The following is a 16,243-nucleotide window of genomic DNA, read 5'->3' as shown; positions in this document are numbered from 1 at the left end:
CTCGCGACCGCCCCGGCATTCCCCGCCGTTTCGCGGGCGGCCGATCTGAACGGTCCCGTCATCACTGCGCGAGCTTCTCTTTCAGGAAGTCGCGCACCGGCGCCGGCTCGACGTCCTTTGCGATCACCGCGCGGCCCACGGCCTCCAGCAGGATGAAGGTGAGCTTGCCGCGCTTGACTTTCTTGTCCTGTGCCATCAGGGCCATCAGCGCGTCGGCATCGGCTAGCCCTTCCTGCGCAAAGCCGGCGATGTCCTGCAGGCGTGTCGGCAGGCCTGCCTCGATCAGGTGGCGCTCGATGCGCGCCGCCTCACGCTCGCCGATCATGCCGAGCTTCGCGGAGAACTGCGCCGCCAGCGTCATGCCGATGGCGACGCCCTCGCCGTGGAACAGGCGGTCGGAGAAGCCGGTCACAGCCTCCAGCGCGTGGCCGAAGGTGTGACCGAGATTGAGCAGCGCGCGCTCGCCGGTCTCGCGCTCGTCGCGCGCGACGATTGCGGCCTTGGCCCGGCAGGAGGTCGCGATCGCATGCTCGCGGGCCGATCCGCCCTTGACGATGTCGGCATGGTTCTTCTCCAGCCAGCTGAAGAAGGCCGCGTCGCCCAGCACGCCGTATTTGGCGACCTCGGCATAGCCGGCCCGGAACTGGCGCGGCGACAGCGTGTCGAGCACGGCGGTGTCGGCGATGACGAGCACCGGCTGGTGGAAGGCCCCGAGCAAATTCTTGCCCTGCGGCGAGTTGATGCCGGTCTTGCCGCCGACGGACGAGTCGACCTGCGCCAGCAGCGAAGTCGGCACCTGCACGAAATCGACGCCGCGGCGCAGGATCGCCGCGGCAAAACCGGCGAGATCGCCGACCACGCCGCCGCCGAGCGCGATGACGAGATCGTTGCGCTCGATCTTCGCTGCGATCAGGGCCTCGCTGACCTTTTCGAGCCCGGCATAGGTTTTCGAGATCTCGCCTTCCTCGACGACGATGCGCGAGGTCGGAATACCGCTGGCTGCGAGCGACGCCTCAGTGGGCTCGAGCCAGTATTTCGCGACGGTGCGGTCGGTCACGATGGCCGTGCGGACGCCGGGACGCAGAGCGGCGACACGCTCGCCGAGCGAGCCCAGCACGCCGCGGCCGACGACGATGTCATAGGCGCGGTCACCGAGTGCGACGTCGACCTTGATGGGATCGGAATGTTTCAACGGCGCAGTCATCTTGACGCACTCGCAATGTCGGCAGGCGGTTGGGCTGGCTGTCCGCCGCAGAGACGGGTGTGCAGCGCCTCGATGCATTCCTCGACGATTCTGTCGTGCGGCACGTCGCGCGAGGCAATGGTGAGGTCGGCATTGGCATAGATCGGCTCGCGCTGGGCGAGAAGGCGCGTCACGGTTCCTTCGGGATCGACGGTCTGAAGCAGCGGACGGTCGGCACGGCGCCGCACGCGGCGCATGATGACGTCATGGTCCGCCCTCAGCCAGATCGAGATGGCCTTCGCCGCGATGCGCGCGCGCGTCTCCTCGCGCATGAAAGCGCCGCCACCGGTCGCCAGCACGATCGGCCCGCCCTCGAGCAGCCGCGCGATCACACGGGCCTCGCCGTCGCGGAAATAGGGCTCGCCATGGGTCGCAAAGATCTCCGGGATGGTCATGCCGGCGTGGGCCATCTCGATTTCGGTGTCGGCATCGATGAAGGGCAGCTTGAGCCGGGCCGCGAGGCGCCGGCCGATGGTGGATTTGCCCACCCCCATCATGCCGACGAGCACGATCGAGCGCGCCCCGAGCGCCGACAGGATGTCGGCCTCGGGCGAAGCAGGAAGCGGCAACGCGGCGTCGGACATCGTCTCGCTCGACTGGATCTCGCTCGAACTGCCGCCAGATGCGGCATGGCTTTGGCCACCTATACGACCCCATGGGGGCCCTCGCCAGAGGACTCTTGCCACGAAACGGCGAACATGTTGGATGATTTCATTGGTTAATTTGGCTGCCGCGCCCCGACCCGAGACCCCAGAACGATGCCGAGCCTGTTCCGCTTCCTGACGGTCGTCGCCGTGATCGGCGGCATCGTCTATGGCGTGGTCTTCGCGCTGGCGAACTTCGTCAACCCGAAGCCGCGGGAAATGACGGTGACGATCCCGCCGGACAAGTTTCTCAAGAAATAGGAGCTAGCCTCCCGGGCATGCCCGCCAAACCCTCAGACGCCAAGCTCATCGGCCTGTTCCTCGACATGCTCGCCGCGGAACAGGGCGCCGGCCCCAACACGCTCGATGCCTACCGCCGCGACCTCAGCGATTTCTCGGAATTTCTGGGCCGGGTCGGTCATACATTCGTGGATGCCGAGACCCAGACGCTGCGCGACTATCTCGCCGATCTCGACACCCGCGGCTTCAAATCCACCAGTGTGGCCCGCCGGCTGTCCGCGATGCGGCACCTCTACCGTTTCCTGCTGAACGAGCGCATCCGCGGGGACGATCCCGCCGCGATCCTGTCAGGCCCGAAGCGCGGCCGCGGCCTGCCGAAAGTGCTGTCGATCGCCGACGTCGACCGCATGCTCCGCCGCGCCAAGGAGCTGAGCGAGGCGGGAGATGCCTCGCCGTCGAAACGGCTGCGTGCCTTGCGGCTCTATTGCCTGCTCGAGGTGCTCTACGCCACGGGCCTGCGCGTCTCCGAGCTGGTGGCGCTGCCGCGCTCGGCGGCCAAGCGCGACGCCCGCATGATCGTGGTGCGCGGCAAGGGCAACAAGGAACGGCTGGTGCCGCTCAACGACGCCTCGCGGCAGGCGATGGCGGACTATCTCGCCGCCACGGAAGCGGCAAAGGCCGACGGGAAGAATAGCGTGCCCGCGTCGAAATGGCTGTTCCCCTCGTTCGGCGAGAGCGGACATCTGACGCGCCAGCATTTCGCCCGCGACCTCAAGGAGCTCGCGGTTGCGTCCGGCTTGCAGGCCCGCCTGGTCTCCCCGCACGTGCTGCGCCACGCCTTTGCCAGCCATCTGCTGCACAACGGCGCGGACCTGCGCATTGTGCAGACCCTGCTCGGTCACACCGACATCTCGACGACCCAGATCTATACCCATGTGGTCGAGGAGCGGCTGAAGAGCCTGGTGCGAGACCTGCACCCGCTGGCAGAGAAGTAAACAGGTCTCGTGCCCCGGACGCGGCGCAGCGTGAAACGATGCGACGCAGAGCCGGGGCCCATGCCGAATGGGTCCCGGCTCTGCGCAGCAGCGCCATAGAGGCGCTGCAGCGCGTCCGGGACACGAGAGCTTAGCCAGAACGACGAGGAAACCGCCTTGACTTCGGCCACATCTCCGCGGAAAGAGCCGGGGCCTCACGGCTGATTTGGCCGGCTGCACCAGCACACAGGCCAAATCATTGAAGACGCTACACTTCTTTCCGCAACCCCAACTCGCTTCGCTTCTCGAGCCCCGTCCCCCTATATTGAGTTGATGCAAGACCAGATGCGCAGCTATCTCGACTTCGAAAAGCCCGTCGCCGAGCTCGACTCCAAGGTCGACGAATTGCGCGCGCTCGCCGCCACCGGCACCGACATCAGCGACGAGGTCGGGCGGATCGAGGACAAGGCGGCGCAGGCGCTGGCCGACCTCTATGCGAACCTGACGCCGTGGCAGAAGACGCTGGTGGCGCGGCATCCACAGCGGCCGCATTTCAACGACTTCATCAAGGGCCTGATCACCGAATTCACCCCGCTCGCCGGCGATCGCAAGTTCGGCGAGGACGAGGCGCTGGTCGCCGGCTTCGGCCGTTTCCGCGGTGAGGCGATCTGCGTGATGGGCCAGGAAAAGGGCGATTCCACCGAGAGCCGGATCCGGCACAATTTCGGCATGGCGCGGCCGGAAGGGTATCGCAAATGCGTGCGGCTGATGGAGATGGCCGAGCGGTTCGGCCTGCCGGTGCTGTCGCTCGCCGATTCCGCCGGCGCCTATCCGGGCATCGGCGCCGAGGAGCGGGGACAAGCCGAGGCGATCGCGCGTTCGACCGATGCGTGCCTGGCGCTGACCGTGCCCAACGTCGCGATCATCACCGGCGAGGGCATGTCGGGCGGCGCCATCGCCATCACCACGGCCAACAAGGTCTTGATGCTCGAGCATGCGATCTACAGCGTGATCTCGCCGGAGGCGGCGTCCTCGATCCTCTGGCGCGACGGCACCAAGGCGCAGGAAGCCGCCAACAACATGAAGATCACCGCCCAGGACATGCTCCGCTTCGGCGTGATCGACGCCATCCTGAAGGAGCCGGTCGGCGGCGCCCATCGCGACCCCGCCGCCATGATCGCGACCACCGGCGAGGCCATCGCCAAGGCCTTCGACGAGCTCCGGAACTTTGATGGGGATGCCATCCGCAAGCAGCGGCGGCAGAAATTCCTCGATATCGGCCGCAAACTGGGCTGATTCGCCTCGATTCCGCTCTCGTAGGGTGGGCAAAGCGAAGCGTGCCCACCAATCCCGGCTGTACGAACGGCTCGGGGGCACGGCGCTTCGCGCGCCTTTGCCCACCCTACCAGACCTTTCGAGCAGCCCCCGGTAACCCCGCATTAACCCTTTTTTTGCCCAAATCGGCGATCTGAGTCCCCATCGGCCGAAAGCCCAAGTTCCGTCCCAAGTCGCGTCCATTTAGTCTTCGTTGACCATGCCGCTGGGCCAACGCCCTCGTGATCCCCACTCGGGTTGCGACCACATGACCCAGAGGTTAGAATTTTAATCAATGGCTTCAGGGCATAAGCGCTGGAGCGGGGTCTGACCGGGCCCGTCTCGGCGGGTCGGTTTCCGGTCGGATTGCGTTCCGAAAAGTTGGGGTTCGCGCTTCAATGCCTGGCACGGTGTGGGGTCCATCTTGATTTCTCGTTCGCTTGCTCGCGCGCTCTTGGTCTCGGTTGCGCTGATGACGGCCGGCGGTCTGCTTGCTGGCTGCAACACTGATCAGGTCTCGCTCGCGACCAACGCCAAGGCCAATCAGCCGGTGCCGCCGAAGCTGATCGCCGCGATGGCCGAGAAGGACATGGATTTGCAATCGCCGATCCTGGTCCGCCTGTTCAAGCAGGAGGCCGAGCTCGAGGTCTGGAAGCAGACCCGTTCGGGCCAGTTCGCGCTGCTCAAGACCTATCCGATCTGCCGCTGGTCGGGCGATCTCGGCCCCAAGGTGCGCGAAGGCGACCGCCAGGCGCCGGAGGGATTCTACTCGATCAATCCGAGCCAGATGAATCCGCAATCGTCCTATTACCTCTCGTTCAACACCGGCTATCCGAACGCGTTCGACAAGGCGCTGGGCCGCACCGGCTCGCAGCTGATGGTGCACGGCGACTGTTCGTCGCGCGGCTGCTACGCGATGACGGACGAGCAGATCGCGGAGATCTATTCGCTCGGCCGCGAATCCTTCTTCGGCGGCCAGAAGGCGTTCCAGTTGCAGGCCTATCCGTTCAAGATGACGCCGGTGAACATGGCCAGGCACCGGAACAATCCGAACATGCCGTTCTGGAAGATGATCAAGGAAGGCTATGATCATTTCGAGGTGACGCGGCAGGAGCCGAAGGTCGATTTCTGCGAGAAGAGATACGTGTTCGACGCCGCCAAGCCGCCGGACGCCAAGCGCGATCTGGTGTTCGACGCCTCGGCCAAATGTCCGGCCTATGTGATCCCCGAAGAGATCGCCAGCGCCGTGCGCGAGAAGCAGGCCAAGGACGAGACGGAATATGCAAGGCTCGTCGCCAAGGGCACGCCCGGTGGCGCGGATGAACACCGGCATCGACGGCGGCATGCACAAGGTGTTCGCCGCCAAAATTCCGGAAGGCTCGACCGGCCTGTCCGAGAGTGCCGAAGGCACCACGCTGCAGATGCTGGCCATGGCGAAGGCACCGGGCACGATCCCCGGCCACGTCAACCCGCCCAAGCCGAACCTCGATGCGGTGGCAAGTGCGCCGGCGCCGCGGGAAGAGCCCGTGGTCGCCGTCAGCGCGCCTGCCGCGAGCACCCGCGTTGCCGCGGCGGCGCCCGCTGCGAAATCTGAAAGCGGCGGCTTCTTCTCCAATCTCGGCCGCAAGATGGGGCTCGGCACCGCCGACACCACCGCGACCGCGACGCCTGCGCCGCAAGCCACCGCGTCCGTGGCCCCGGCCGCCCAGACGTCCACGACGCCGGCCACGGCCGCCTCGCGACTGAAGGCTGCCGTGACCCGCTTCGTGCCGGGGCATGACAAGTCCAAGGATTCAGTGAAGGAGGCGGCGAAGGATACGCCGAAGCCGGCCGTCGCAGCCGCCAAGCCGGCCGAGCCGCCGAAGCCCGACACCCGCCTCGCCGCGACGCGTCCGGCGCTGAAGCCGTCGGTGAGCGACGGTGCGGGCGATAGCACCCCGATGATATCAGGCGCCGCGCCGGTGGTGCAGTCGAACTCGTTCGACAGCCGTTTCTCGGCGGTGAAGTAGGCAGGTCCCTTCGGATAGCAATAATTCGCTTTACCCGAACACCCGAAACACCCTATCCACCCGCCATCTCATCCCTCCGGAAGGGGCGGGTCGCGATCGTCACGGTTCGTGGGGTGGGTTGCGGTGGACGCGGGCTGCGTTGGCGCCAGGTGCGGTCGCAGGGCGGGTAGTTCCCGTGAGCGGTCAGCGGGCGCGGTACGACAGGCGCTGCCATGCCCTGCGAAGCCGAGAGGCGAAGCAGGGTCGCGTACGGCAAAATCGTGTGGTCCTGACGTCCGGGGTCTGTACGTCAAGTCTCGTGGTGGTGCGCGTTGTCCAACCGGAGGGCGCGTATCAGTGATCTCGCGAGGCGACGGGGGCAATAGTGCATCGCTCCCCGGGGAGAGCGCGACATAAGCCGTCAAACCACTGCGCAGGGAAGGCCGGTTATCGGGCTGCACCTGTGTCTCCCCTGTGAGCGTTTACTTACGCATCATTGCACAGGGGCTCGTGGGTGCCAGCCGGTACCCGGCCTTCCCTGCGCCCTTCCGATTCCGATGGGCGCCAGAAGCGAAGCAAAACCCGGACGCTGGAGCGCTGCGGGATCGCGATGTCACGTTCGGTTGTTTGACAGTTGAATCGAGGATTCGACGCGCGACAGCTGAGATCGGCGTGCGAGCGCCACGCTTCACGCCCATCCCTACGGCGCCAGATATCGCATCAGCTCCGGATTGCCCCGCACCTCGCTGGCCTGCCCCTGCAGCGCGACGCGGCCGCGGTCGAGCACGTAGGCGTAGTCGGCGACGCGCAACGCCAAATCGAGGTGCTGCTCGACGATGATGACGGCGATGCTCTTTGCGAGGTCGATCAGGCGCTCGGTGATCTCCTCGATGACGCCGATCCAGACGCCTTCGGTCGGCTCGTCCAGCAGCAGCAGCTTGGGATCTCCGAGCATGGCGCGGCCGATCGCGAGCATCTTGCGCTCGCCGCCGGAGAGCGTGCCGGCGGGCTGGTCGAGGCGCTGGCCGAGCTTTGGGAAGATGGTCAGCACGCGGTCAATTGCGGAGCAATCCTTCTTAGCCAGCGAGCCGACGGCGAGATTGTCGCGCACCGACAGGCGCGCGAACACCGAATGCTCCTGCGGCACGTAGCCGATGCCGGCGCGGACGCGCTCCTGGGTGGCGCGGCGGCTGATGTCGCGGCCGTCGAAGGCGACCTCGCCCTTCCACGCCGGCAGCTCGCCGACGATGGTCTTCATCAGCGTGGTCTTGCCAGCGCCGTTGCGGCCGAGCACGGCGACGCCGCCGCGCCAGGGAATGCCGAGGCTGACGTCGAACAGGACCTGGCTGCGGCCATAGCCGGCGTCGAGATGCTTGATGTCCAAAAATTCAGGCACGGCGCAGATAAATCTCCTGGACGGATGTGTTGGCCTGGATCTCCGACACCGTGCCAGACGCCAGCACCTTGCCCTGGTCGAGCACGGTGAGGCGATCGCAGATGTCACGGATGAAATCGAGGTCGTGCTCGACGATGACCAGCGAGCAATGTTTTTTGATCGGCTGCAGCAGCTCGCCGGTGACGCGGCGCTCTTCCAGGCTCATGCCGCCGGTGGGCTCGTCGAGCAATAGGAGCTTCGGCTTGCCGGCGAGTGCCATCGCGATCTCCAGCCATTGCTGCTGGCCGTGCGACAGCGCAGCGGCGGCATCGAAGGCGCGGTCGGCGAGGCGGAACTGCCTCAGCATGGTCATGACCTGGTCGTGCAAGAACCTGCGCGTGCGCGAGAACACGAGGTCGAACAGCGAGGACTGCGCCTGCAGCGCGAGCAGGATGTTGTCGTAGAGCGTCAGCGACGGCAGCACGGATGTGATCTGGAATTTCAGGCTCATGCCGGCGCGCGCACGCTCGGTCGGCGTGAACGCGGTGATGTCGGTGTTGACGAAGGAGACCTTGCCTTGCGTCGGCACCTCGGCGCCGGCGATGCACTTCATCAGCGTGCTCTTGCCCGAGCCGTTCGGGCCGATCAGGCCGTGAAACTCGTTCTCGCCGACGGTGAGGGCTGCGCCGTCGAGCGCGGTGAGCTTGCCGAAGACCTTCTTGATGCCGGCCGCTTCAAGGAGCATTGCGCGTCTCCTTTTGCCTGGCGCCGAAGCTGCCGACGCGTTCGCGCTCGCCAAGGACAAAACTGATCAGGCCGAGCGGCCGGAACAGGATCACGAGCAGGAGCAGCAGGCCGAGGATGATCGGCCAGATCTCGCGGTAATTGTCCGAGAGCCAGAAGCTGACGCCCTCGACGATGACGGCGCCGATGACGGCACCGATCAGCGTGCCGGAGCCGCCGAACAAGACATAGAGCACGACCTGGGTGGAGACCACGACGCCGACCATGTTGGGCCAGACGAAGCCTTCGTGGAAGGCATAGAGGCTGCCGGCGAGGCCTGCGACGGCGCCGCCAATGGTGAAGATGATGGCCTTGAGATGCTGCGCCTTGTAGCCGAAGAAGGCGATGCGCTGCTCGTTCTCGCGCAGGCCTGCGAGCGCAAGGCCGAATTGCGAGCGCACCAGGAAGCGGCAGAGCAGGTAGACCACGACGAGGATGCCGAGCACGAGATAATAGAACGCCGGTCCTTCCGTGAAATCGTAACCGCCGAGCGACATCGGCGCGATCGAGGGGATGCCGTTCTGGCCGCCGAGATAGTACCAGCCGCGCGCGAGCCGATCGGCGGCGTAGGAGCCGGTCAGCGTGCCGAGCGAGACGAAGATCACGCTGGAGGGATGCCGTCCCAGCAGCAGGAAACCGCCGAGCAGCAGCGCGAAGGTGAGGCCGATCAGCGTTCCCGCGGGCAGCACCAGGAAGATGTTGGTGACGTTCAGATCCCGCGCGAGCAGGGCGACTCCGTAGCCGGCCGAGCCGAAGAACAGCGCCTGGCCGAAGCTCATGATGCCGGCATAGCCCCAGACCAGGTCGAACGACAGCGCGAACAGCGCCAGGATGATCACGCGCGTCGCGAACACCGTGAGATAGTCCTGCAGCACCAGCGGCGCGAGTAGCGCCGCGAGGAGCACGAGGCCCTCGATGATGGGCAGGATTTTTCGTCCTGGCTTGGCCCGGTCATTGGCCCGTTTCGCCGCTGCGCCCTCAGCCATCGCACCGTCCGCTTCGTCGTCCACGTCGGCGACGATGGCCTCTCTTACCACACTCATCGGCTTCAGCATTCCGAGTTCAACATCGTGAGAGTCAGCTGCGTAGTCACGGCAGGGTTCACCTCTCCCTCCGGGAGAGGTGAAAATCAGCATTCCTTGGGATCGACGAGACCGTTGCTGCGCCCGACGATCTCATAATTCCCGGCCTTGGCGACGGCGGTGTACATCTTCATCTTGCAGTGCCGCTTGCCCGGCACCATCTCGGCGGGTCCGCCCGGACCTTCGGCGATCTTGGCATGGTCGAGCGCGGCGGCCACGGACTCGCGGTCGATCTTGCCGGCTTCCTTGACCGCGGCCTCCCACAGCTTGAGGCCGCGATAGGTGCCGGTGGCAGCGCTGCCGGCGGCGAACAGGAAGTTGCCGGGGAAATCCTTCTCGTAGGCCGCCTGGATCTTGGCGTCGAACGGGTTCTCCTTGGTCAGCACCTTGAAATAGTCGAGGCAGCTAGCGAGCCCTTCAATCTCTGCGGCCTGGTTGATGTTGAGCGTGTTCTCGTCGTAGTAGACGCAGGCCAGCCGCCCGCCGTTCTTGAGGAAGCCCGCTTCATAGAGCTGCTTGAAGAACGGGCCGACGCCGGGCGGAATGACGGTGTTGAAGACGACATCGACCTTGTTGGAGATGATGCGGTTGACGGTTGCGGAGAAGTCGACCTGGTCGAGCGGGTAATATTCCTCGAACACGACCTCGCCGCCATTGGATTCGATCACCTTGCGGGCGTAGACGTTCAGCGTGTGCGGCCAGACATAGTTGGCGCTCGGCAGCGCGAACTTCTTGCCGCCGTTCTTGATCAGCCAGGGGATGAACTCGTCGCATTGCTGCGCCGGCGTCGGGCCGGTGCAGAACAGGTACGGCGTGCACTCCTTGCCCTCGTAGAGCTGCGGATAGATGTAGAGGGTCTTGCCGCGCGCCACGATCGGATCCTTGATCGCGTTGCGCATCGATGAGGTGATGCCGCCGAGCACCATGTCGACCTTGTCGCGCTGGATCAACTTGCGGACGTTGCCGACGGCGACGGATTCGTTCGAGGCGGTGTCCTCGATATAGAGCTCGAGCGGACGGCCGAGCAGGCCGCCGGCTCCGTTGATCTCCTTGATCACCATTTTCGCAACGTTGGCATCGGCGTTGCCGGCATAGGCGATCGGGCCGGTGAGATCGGTGGCGATGCCGACCTTGATCGGCGCCTCGGCCGCATTGGCCCAGGGCGCCGGGATCACCCAGCTGCCGACGCCGGTTGCGACCGCGCCGGATGCAAAGGCGAAATTGGACAGGAAGCGACGTCGTGTGAGCTGAGTACGATCGAGCATGTGATTAAACCCCTTTTCCAGCGATGAGACCTTGCGGACGGAATTTGATGAAGACGATGGCCAGCACGAAGACGAGGACGTCGGCGACGACGGGTGCCATTACCCAGGGCAGCGCCGCGCTCAGCGTGCCGATGACGCCGGCGCCCGCGACCGGGCCGATGAAGGAGCCGACCCCGCCGACCATGACCGCGACAAAACCCTGGATCAGGAAGCGCAGGCCGAGATCGGCAAACAGGCTGAACACCGGCACGATCAGCGCGCCAGCAAGGCCCGCGAGCGCCGCACCGAAGGCGAACGTCGCGCCGTAGATCAGCGGCGTCGAAATGCCCGACGCACGCGCCAGCGACGGGTTCTCCAGCGTCGCCCGCACGCGCAGGCCGAAGCTGGTCCGCGACAGCAAGAGATAGCAGAGGCCCATCACCAGCAGCGTGATGACGATGATGGTGAAGCGCCAGGCCGAGATATGCATGGCGCCGATGTCGATCGAGCCGCCGATCGGCTCCGGCACGGTGAGGTAGAAGCCGCCGATCAGCCCGCGAACGGCCTCGCGGATGATCAGGCCGAGCGCATAGGTGCCGAGCATGGCAACGATCGGCGCGGCGTAGAATCGCCGGATGATCAGCGCCTCCAGCACGAAGCCGAGCGCACCGACCACGAAGGGCGCTGCAACCATGCCCGCCCAGATCGGCAGGCCCTTGGCATAAGCGAGATAGGTGATGTAGGCGCCGAGCAGGACGAACTCGCCCTGCGCGAAGTTGAAGATGCCCATCATGCTGGCGATGATCCCGAGCCCCAGCACGATCAGGACGATGATCGCGCCGAAGCTCAGGATCTCGAACGCCGCGACGAACGCGTTAGCCATGCGTTGCGTTTCCGCCGAGTTGAAGCGAAGGTTTCCTCACATCTTCTTCCAGTCGCCGATCTGCTCGAAGGCATGGGCGGCGCGGTAGATGGTGGATTCCTCAAACATGCGGCCGACCAGCATCAGCCCGACCGGCAGGCCGTCGACCATGCCGCAGGGCAGCGACATCGCGGGATGGTGCGTGATGTCGAACGGCGCGGTGTTGGAGATCATCTCGAGCGCGCGAGCGACGTAGTCCTCGCGGCTGGCATTGGGCTCCGGCAGCTTGGTCGCCTTCATCGGCGTCGTCGGCAGCAGGAGCAGGTCGTAGTCCTTGAAGGCCTTGTCGTAGGCCGCGGTCAGCCGGCGCGAGATGTTGAGCGCCTTCCCGTAGAAGCGCGGGCCGAAATTGTTGTTGATGTAGGTGCCGAGCATCATGAACAGTTTGGTGGTCTCGGACAGCGAGTCGGCCTGCCTGCGCCAGCCGCGGTGGAAATCCATCAGGGAAGTCGAATAGAGATCGCCGCGGGACAGGCCGTAGCCGTCGCCGAACATCATGGTCTGGGTCAGGCCTTCGGTGCCGATCGGCGTCCAGATCGCCCCGCCCATGAGGTGCATCGGGATCGAGACGGTCTCGACGCTGGCGCCGAGATCCTTGAAGCGCTTGGCGGCCTCGCGCACGCTTTCATTCACCGCGGACTCGGCGGTCGGCTGCTCGAAGCCCTCCTTGAGAATGCCGATCTTCATGCCTTTGACGCCCTGGCCGAGCGCCTTGGTGTATTCCTCCACTTTCGGGGCCTTGATCCTGGGATCGTAGCCGTCGTCCCCGGCGAGCACCTCGAGCAGCAGCGCATTGTCTTCAACCGTTGCCGTCATCGGGCCGGTGTGGTCGACGTAGATCTCGATCGGCATGATGCCGGTGTAGGGGACGAGGCCCCAGGTCGGCTTCATGCCGTAGATGCCGCAGAACGACGACGGCATGCGGATCGAGCCGCCCTGGTCGCCGCCAATGGCCATGTCGACCTCGCCGAGCGCGACCACGACGCCCGATCCCGACGACGAGCCGCCGGCCGAGTAGCCCATCTTGTGCGGATTATGCACCGGCCCGTAAGAGCCGGTGTGGCTGCCGCCGGACAGGCAGAAATGCTCGCAATGCACCTTGCCCTTGATCTCGGCGCCGGCATCCAGCATGCGCGTGACGATGGTGGCGTCGAAATCGGGCACATAGCCTTCCAACGTCGACGAGCCGTTGGTCATGGGCACGCCGGCCAGCATGATGTTGTCCTTCAGCGCGACGGTCTTGCCCTTGAGCTTGCCGCTGGCGGCGCCCTTCACGGTCGACTTGCGATACCAGGCATTGCGCGGGTTCTCCTCCGCCGAGGGCCGGTAGCCCGGCGTGCGCGGATATTTCACTTCGGGCAATTCGTCCGGCATCGCGGCAACGAGATTGTAGGCTTCGATCGAGCCCTGCATGAGACTGCGGAACGAGGCGACGTCGTCATCGGTGAGCGAAAGGCCGCATTGCTCGGCGATACTGCGAAGTTGGGCTGGCGTGGGAAGGGCAACTGTCACGGCGCTCTCCTTGAAGGCTTCTTGATCCCTGGCACTGTTGAAAGCCTCTCGCTCGCGCCTTTCCGGGCGCGGGCCAGCCGGCTTCACGGTGTTACTAGAGACGGAAATATTTTCCTTTTCAAGTATTATTTCGCAAGGCGGTTGCGGCGTATCGGAGCCGTCTCAGAGCGTCTTGATAATCTTGAAGTCGAGGCCGTCGGCTTCAGCGAGGTACATCGGCATCTCGGCGCGGCCGTCGCGAAGCGTCACGGGACCGCGGCCCGCCGAGTAGACGGTGTTGCGCGCGGCCTTCAGCAGCGGACGAAAGGCCAATGATCCGGCGCGGTTGGCGACGGATTCCAGGAAGCGCAGCCCCTCATAGTTCGACTGACCGACGGAACCGACCGGCGGCGCGTTGGCACCGAACATGGAGTAATAGGCACTGAGGAACTCGTCATTGGCGCGCGAGACCAGACCGTTGAAATAGCCGGAGGCGCAGAACAGATTCTCGGTGTTGTCGGCGCCGATGCCGAGCAGCACGGTCTCGTCCATCGCACCTGCAAGCCGCAGCGTGGACGTGGCGAGGCCCGCTTCGGCGAAGGCGCGGTTGAAAGTGATGCTATCGGTGCCGATCAGCGAGATCAGCACCACATCGGGCCGGGCGGCGCGGATGCGGGCCAGATGCGGTTCGTGATTGTCCTCGCCTACGGGTACGAACTCCTCGCCGACGACCTGGCCGCCGGCTTCCTTGATGTAGCGCTTGACCGCGCGATGCGACTGCCAGGGCCAGACGTAATCGCTGCCGATCAGGTACCAGCGCGCCGCCTTCTTGACCTCCGCCAGCCAGTGAATCGACGGCCGGCTCTGCCAGCGCGGCGTCTCGCCGATCGCCATCACGCCCGGCGTGCGCTCGCCGCCTTCATAGACAGGCGTATAGATGTAGGGAATGCGGTTGCCGGTGACCTTGCGCAGCGCGACCCGGACCGCGCTGATATGCGAGCCCATGATGAGGTCGACCTCGTCGAAGGCGATCGCCTGCTCGGCGCGGCGGACCACCTCCTCGATCGGTCCGCCGGAATCGTAGATCGACAGTTCGAGCTCGCGGCCCAGAATGCCGCCGCGCTTGTTGATCTCGGCAACAGCCAGCATCGCGCTGTTGGTGGAGGTCGGGCCCCAGATCCCTGGCGAGCCGGTGAAGGTGAGGAAATTCCCGATGCGCAGCTTGCTGCGCGCGCCGCGCCGCCTCATGAAATGCGCATCGACCGGAGACAGGTCGAAATCCGCCGCCGATGACGACAAATTCCTGAACAGCAGGGACGGCGGCAACGCCGAGCCGCCGTGAGCCGGGAAGTTCACCGTCGCGCGCACGCCAACTCCTGTCTGAGACCAGACCTGAAAGCACATTGAGCAGGCGGCCGCGGCTTCCGCCCTTTTGTTGGGCAATGATCCTATTTTGAAAATATTGAATATTCAAGAATTGAAGTGCATATAGATGCAGCATCGATTGCAAGACATTCACTCATTTGGGTCAAGGCGAAGTCTCAGCCGTGGCAAAACCGCCGAAACAAAATTCCCCGATCACCGAACACCTCGCTTACCTGCTGGCGCAAGCCAACCGGGAAATCAACCGGCAGCTCGAACTGAGGTTGAGCAAGGAGGGCGTGCCGGTCGAGCAATGGCGCATCCTGAAAGTGCTGTCGGACGGCAACGGCCATTCGATGGGCGAGCTCGCGGACGCCGTGCTGCTCAACCATCCGACGCTCACGAAGATGATCGACCGCATGGTCTCCGACACGCTGGTCTACCGCGTGCAGGACCCGAACGACCGTCGCAAGGTGCTGATGTTCATCTCCGACCGCGGCAAGGTGCTGTGCAAGAAGCTCAACTCGCTCGCGGTCGACCAGGAGGAGCACATCCTGGAGAGCTACGGCGACAAGTCGACGAGCGAGCTCAAGCGGCTGCTGGAGAGCTTGATCGACAGCTCGAATTAGACCTCGTGAAGTGGAGCGTGGCGCCTTGCGAAGCGCACACACACATCTGCCGTTTCAATGCATGGCCAGAGGAAAGCACTCGCGCATCATCGCCAGCACGAGAGGCGATAGCGTTGGCCATTCCATGTCGTCCAGCCCACGGCCTTGTTGCTGACCGGCTTGGCTAGATACCATCTGTTGCCGTCGGCATGGTAGAAGTACACGCCGCCCTGGGTTCCAGTGCGTGGATTTGTCAACTTCACCCATCGCGAGCCATTATCTGAGAAGCGGCCTGACCAGCGTGCTCCCGAAGTGCTGGTGCAAGTGTTGCCGTTGCAGGTTGTCTGACTGTCATCGACGGCCGCCCATTTCATCCGCGCCGGGCGGCCGTCGATGTTGCACGACCATGTTCCGCCCCACCATCCGCCCACTTGGCTCGCAGGGGCGGACCCGCAGGCGTAAAGACTCAGGGCAAGGACACAAAAGGCGGTTGGCAGCGCGCGTTTGGGCATTGTCTGGCTCCAATTTTCAGGCCGCGTCTCGTGATCCAATCAAACCACGGATTGAGCTCTGTAGCGGTGATCCAGATCACAATGAGCAGTGGTAAAATATTGGATCGTCTACCCGAGGGCGTTCGCCGAGACACGATGCCGCGATTTGACCATTGGCTCTCCGGGCGAAGAGTTCTTCAGCGACGCAGCGGCGCGAGCGAGTGGCCGCCGGCCATCTGCAGAAGTAGCAGCACTCCGGAGTGATCACAGGAACAGGCGCTGAGGCGGGTTGCCAGATGGCTGAAGCGTGGTCAGCCGCGCGTGACGGAGACCGGACCGTGTGACAATTGTGCGCCAGCCATCCTCAATGGCGTGCGCCTACCATTCGTGATGCAACGGAAGACCAGCAGGCATCATATGGATCGGAAGCATTCGACGCCCGGCGAACTCGTGGGCAAAGACAACACCGCGAGTTCGCTGGG

At 64.8% G+C, this 16,243-nt stretch carries 14 protein-coding genes and 1 pseudogene; 5 read left to right on the top strand and 10 right to left on the bottom strand.

The window, feature by feature from the left end:
* Positions 1-61 precede the first annotated feature (61 nt).
* Positions 62-1,204, bottom strand: coding sequence for a 3-dehydroquinate synthase (gene aroB, locus ABIA40_RS28645; protein ID WP_271539730.1), 1,143 nt, complete (start codon positions 1,202-1,204; stop codon positions 62-64).
* Positions 1,201-1,827 (bottom strand): shikimate kinase, encoded by a 627-nt coding sequence (locus ABIA40_RS28640; RefSeq protein WP_271539729.1) that lies wholly within the window; start codon positions 1,825-1,827, stop codon positions 1,201-1,203. Before ABIA40_RS28640 ends, aroB begins: the two co-directional genes overlap by 4 nt.
* Before the next feature lie 174 nt (positions 1,828-2,001).
* Between ABIA40_RS28640 and ABIA40_RS28635 the strand changes: the two genes are divergently transcribed.
* The 4 genes and pseudogenes from ABIA40_RS28635 (at position 2,002) to ABIA40_RS28620 (ending at position 6,424) form a co-directional block, all read left to right on the top strand.
* Entirely contained in the window at positions 2,002-2,148 is a 147-nt protein-coding gene (locus ABIA40_RS28635; protein WP_036026218.1) for a hypothetical protein, read from the top strand.
* A 17-nt stretch (positions 2,149-2,165) separates the two neighbouring features.
* A complete protein-coding gene (gene xerD, locus ABIA40_RS28630; RefSeq protein ID WP_404544543.1) occupies positions 2,166-3,122 on the top strand; it encodes a site-specific tyrosine recombinase XerD in 957 nt (318 codons plus the stop codon).
* Between the two features lie 312 nt (positions 3,123-3,434).
* Positions 3,435-4,397 (top strand): acetyl-CoA carboxylase carboxyltransferase subunit alpha, encoded by a 963-nt coding sequence (locus ABIA40_RS28625; protein ID WP_404544541.1) that lies wholly within the window; start codon positions 3,435-3,437, stop codon positions 4,395-4,397.
* Between the two features lie 442 nt (positions 4,398-4,839).
* A pseudogene (locus tag ABIA40_RS28620) lies at positions 4,840-6,424 on the top strand (L,D-transpeptidase family protein).
* A 679-nt stretch (positions 6,425-7,103) separates the two neighbouring features.
* On the opposite strand, the gene ABIA40_RS28615 reads toward ABIA40_RS28620, so the two are convergent.
* The 7 genes from ABIA40_RS28615 to ABIA40_RS28585 all read right to left on the bottom strand — a co-directional run bounded on the left by ABIA40_RS28615 (position 7,104) and on the right by ABIA40_RS28585 (position 14,668).
* Positions 7,104-7,799 carry an ABC transporter ATP-binding protein gene (locus ABIA40_RS28615; protein ID WP_271539725.1) on the bottom strand — a complete coding sequence of 232 codons (696 nt, stop codon included), beginning with the start codon at positions 7,797-7,799 and terminating at the stop codon, positions 7,104-7,106.
* Complete coding sequence (locus tag ABIA40_RS28610; protein WP_275498131.1) at positions 7,792-8,523, bottom strand: ABC transporter ATP-binding protein; 732 nt, start codon at positions 8,521-8,523, stop codon at positions 7,792-7,794. Before ABIA40_RS28610 ends, ABIA40_RS28615 begins: the two co-directional genes overlap by 8 nt.
* Entirely contained in the window at positions 8,513-9,616 is a 1,104-nt protein-coding gene (locus ABIA40_RS28605) for a branched-chain amino acid ABC transporter permease (protein ID WP_404544539.1), read from the bottom strand. The genes ABIA40_RS28610 and ABIA40_RS28605 overlap by 11 nt, the downstream gene beginning before the upstream one ends.
* 74 nt (positions 9,617-9,690) lie before the next feature.
* Positions 9,691-10,908, bottom strand: a complete 1,218-nt coding sequence (locus ABIA40_RS28600; RefSeq protein ID WP_157285754.1) for a substrate-binding protein — start codon at positions 10,906-10,908, stop codon at positions 9,691-9,693.
* A gap of 4 nt (positions 10,909-10,912) precedes the next feature.
* Positions 10,913-11,770, bottom strand: coding sequence for a branched-chain amino acid ABC transporter permease (locus ABIA40_RS28595; protein WP_025032673.1), 858 nt, complete (start codon positions 11,768-11,770; stop codon positions 10,913-10,915).
* A gap of 36 nt (positions 11,771-11,806) precedes the next feature.
* The gene (locus tag ABIA40_RS28590; protein WP_271539721.1) at positions 11,807-13,321 is read right to left on the bottom strand and encodes an amidase; all 1,515 of its coding nucleotides are present in this window, start codon (positions 13,319-13,321) and stop codon (positions 11,807-11,809) included.
* Positions 13,322-13,483: 162 nt separating this feature from the next.
* On the bottom strand, positions 13,484-14,668 hold the full coding sequence (locus ABIA40_RS28585) for a substrate-binding domain-containing protein (protein ID WP_404544536.1): 1,185 nt from the start codon (positions 14,666-14,668) through the stop codon (positions 13,484-13,486).
* A 179-nt stretch (positions 14,669-14,847) separates the two neighbouring features.
* On the opposite strand from ABIA40_RS28585, the gene ABIA40_RS28580 reads away from it, so the two are divergent.
* Positions 14,848-15,291, top strand: coding sequence for a MarR family winged helix-turn-helix transcriptional regulator (locus ABIA40_RS28580; protein ID WP_128265510.1), 444 nt, complete (start codon positions 14,848-14,850; stop codon positions 15,289-15,291).
* Between the two features lie 86 nt (positions 15,292-15,377).
* Here ABIA40_RS28580 and ABIA40_RS28575 read toward each other — a convergent pair whose 3' ends face one another.
* Positions 15,378-15,782 carry a DUF6006 family protein gene (locus ABIA40_RS28575; protein ID WP_157285757.1) on the bottom strand — a complete coding sequence of 135 codons (405 nt, stop codon included), beginning with the start codon at positions 15,780-15,782 and terminating at the stop codon, positions 15,378-15,380.
* Positions 15,783-16,243: the final 461 nt, after the last annotated feature.

It is taken from the genome of Bradyrhizobium sp. USDA 223, from assembly GCF_044909005.1.
Classification (GTDB): Bacteria; Pseudomonadota; Alphaproteobacteria; order Rhizobiales; family Xanthobacteraceae; genus Bradyrhizobium; species Bradyrhizobium yuanmingense.
The sequence above is the reverse complement of the archived record's forward strand: the minus strand, read 5'-3'. Positions and strand labels throughout refer to the sequence as shown.